This window comes from Fulvivirga kasyanovii (genome assembly GCF_009711405.1).
In the GTDB taxonomy this organism is placed as follows: domain Bacteria; phylum Bacteroidota; class Bacteroidia; order Cytophagales; family Cyclobacteriaceae; genus Fulvivirga; species Fulvivirga kasyanovii.
The window spans coordinates 1-2,219 of sequence record NZ_SMLW01000236.1 but is presented as its reverse complement, the minus strand read 5'-3'; the positions used below and the strand labels follow the sequence as shown (position 1 = coordinate 2,219).

Genomic DNA, 2,219 nt, shown 5'->3' with positions numbered 1-2,219 from the left:
TTATTTATATGCTGCATTAAAATTCTCCATGACCTGACTCATCCCCTTTATCTCCTTCTGTCCTTAAAAGTTGATCATGTGCAGGGTTAATTTCCTCCTCATGGCATGCAGTAAAAGCCAGTCCAAATAAAGCCACGAGTGTAATAGCAGTAACCTTTCTAATTTTCATTTGCTTCTGAGTTTAAAGGTTTGGTTAATTTTTGTTGAATATGCATTTCAAAACACCAATCAATCATCTTCCGGCCCTAGAGTGTGTCCATCATTATTACCTTCTGTGTTAAGTACATTATCAGTACCAGGAATAACTTCCTCCTCATGACATGCGGTAAAAACCAGTCCAAATAGAGCCATGAGTGCAATAACAGTAACTTTTCTAATTTTCATTTGCTTCTGAATTTAAAGGGGTTGGTTAACTTTTGTTGAATATACATTTCAAAACTTGCCACCGCTACACCGGGTATAGACCTCTTTGGTTATTCCGACATTCGGGAAAGAAGCTCACGCAATTCCGCAATGCTACTCACGCCATATTTATCCATCATAACCTGCAGGCCAGACTCGTAACCGGCCAGTCTCCTTTTTTCTTTCCGGTGCTTTTTTATGATAGCTATGATCAATAAACAGGATAACACTACCAGTAAGGCGGTCACCAATGTGCTTAGCTGAAAGGTGAACGTCTTTTTCTCAAATTGTGCAATATCCTCCTTATGCTGCTCTGATTCTTTCAGGTGGGCAATTTCCAATTCTGCTTTCTCTATACTTTCCTGATCATACTTCGATTGTATCAGCCTGATCTGTTCCTCCAACATCTTATCCTTTCTGTCCCTGATCAAACTATACTTTTCAACAGGTATTACAACTCCACTGGCACGAACAGATGCATTGTTGTTCAGGTCTCGAATGGCATCCAAAGCCGCATCCAGTTCTTCGGAAAGTAATTCATTATCCGATGCTGACAATTCTACCACCTGATCATAATAATTTAGAGCTTCTTTATAATCACCTTTGAGTACGGCCAATTCTCCTAAATAATTATAATTAGCTCGCTTATCGGCATCTGTCAAAGAGCTCTTTATTTGCAGGGCTTCATTCAACCACGTTTCAGCTTTGGCAAGTTCACCGGCCTTCATATAGCTCTCCCCTATATTTCCATGTAGATAGGCCTTTTCCAACTGCTGTTTGTCATTTAAATATGCTAAGCCTTCTTCAAAACTTTTTATGGCTTCATCGAACCGTTGTTGCCGAAAGTACCATTCTCCATATAGGTTATGATAATTATAAATCCAATAATCAGAGGCAAGCACTTTACTAACTTGACTGCCTTTTATAATGTAACTTTCTGCTAAGGGATACTTACCATCGTTCATATACAACAAACTCATATTTTCATATACCAAAGGAAGCCTTTCAACTTTATTCAATCGAACATATATTTTTTCAGCTTTTTCAAGATGAAGTAGACCATCTTCAACTCTCTCTACTAATCGGTAAACATTACCCAAATTCAAGGCTAACTTAGCTTGTTTCAGTGAGTCGTTTAATTGGTTGTACAGAGTTAGAGCCAGTTTGTATGATTTGATGGTTTCTCCGTATTGATTATTCTGTCTATTGAGGTAACCATAATTTTCATAGTACCTAGCCAAGTATTCTTTACTTTCTAATTCTACTGCTAAAGTTTTCAACTTCTCAAGCAACTCAAAGGCTATAATTGGTTCTTTATAGTGGTCAAGATAGTTTTGATAAACATTCTCTAAAATTTCTGGTTTTGCTGGGGCGGGATCATAATTCTCTTCCTGGGTACAAGCTGTCCATAGCAGTAAACTGAAAACAGCCGGAGCTAACAATCTCGGCATAAGTAAAAGTGGGTTTATTCAGGTTGATTAAAAGTTGTAACAATACCGAACAAAGATGTCGGTATTATTACAATAATCAACGTGCTTATCTATAGCAAAACTTACATACATAAGAAAAACTCCTTAGTCTCCCTTGATTAATCATCTTCCGGTCCTAACTCATGTCCATCATTGCCTTCTGTATTTAGAACTTGATCATTTACAGGATTAATTTCATTCTCCTGACATGAAGTAAAAGCCAGTCCAAATATGGCCATGAGAGCGATAACAGTAACTTTTCTAATTTTCATCTGCTTCTGAATTTAAAGGGTTTGGTTAACTTTTGTTGTATGTGCGTTCCAAATATGCAACGCATACAAACATAAT

Annotated in this window: 4 protein-coding genes; all 4 read right to left on the bottom strand. The window is 37.4% G+C overall.

What is annotated here, in order from left to right; genetic code table 11:
* Positions 1–16: 16 nt before the first annotated feature.
* Complete coding sequence (locus tag E1163_RS01230) at positions 17–169, bottom strand: hypothetical protein (protein ID WP_155168706.1); 153 nt, start codon at positions 167–169, stop codon at positions 17–19.
* 59 nt (positions 170–228) lie between these two features.
* The gene (locus E1163_RS01225; RefSeq protein ID WP_155168705.1) at positions 229–384 is read right to left on the bottom strand and encodes a hypothetical protein; all 156 of its coding nucleotides are present in this window, start codon (positions 382–384) and stop codon (positions 229–231) included.
* An 89-nt stretch (positions 385–473) separates the two neighbouring features.
* Entirely contained in the window at positions 474–1,853 is a 1,380-nt protein-coding gene (locus tag E1163_RS01220) for a tetratricopeptide repeat protein (RefSeq protein ID WP_155168704.1), read from the bottom strand.
* Between the two features lie 137 nt (positions 1,854–1,990).
* Positions 1,991–2,143 (bottom strand): hypothetical protein, encoded by a 153-nt coding sequence (locus E1163_RS01215; protein WP_155168703.1) that lies wholly within the window; start codon positions 2,141–2,143, stop codon positions 1,991–1,993.
* Positions 2,144–2,219: the final 76 nt, after the last annotated feature.

Bases quoted from the DNA above. Each gene is read 5' to 3' on its own strand.
- E1163_RS01230 (WP_155168706.1), bottom strand. From the start codon at position 169: ATGAAAATTAGAAAGGTTACTGCTATTACACTCGTGGCTTTATTTGGA.
- E1163_RS01225 (WP_155168705.1), bottom strand. From the start codon at position 384: ATGAAAATTAGAAAAGTTACTGTTATTGCACTCATGGCTCTATTTGGA.
- E1163_RS01220 (WP_155168704.1), bottom strand. From the start codon at position 1,853: ATGCCGAGATTGTTAGCTCCGGCTGTTTTCAGTTTACTGCTATGGACA.
- E1163_RS01215 (WP_155168703.1), bottom strand. From the start codon at position 2,143: ATGAAAATTAGAAAAGTTACTGTTATCGCTCTCATGGCCATATTTGGA.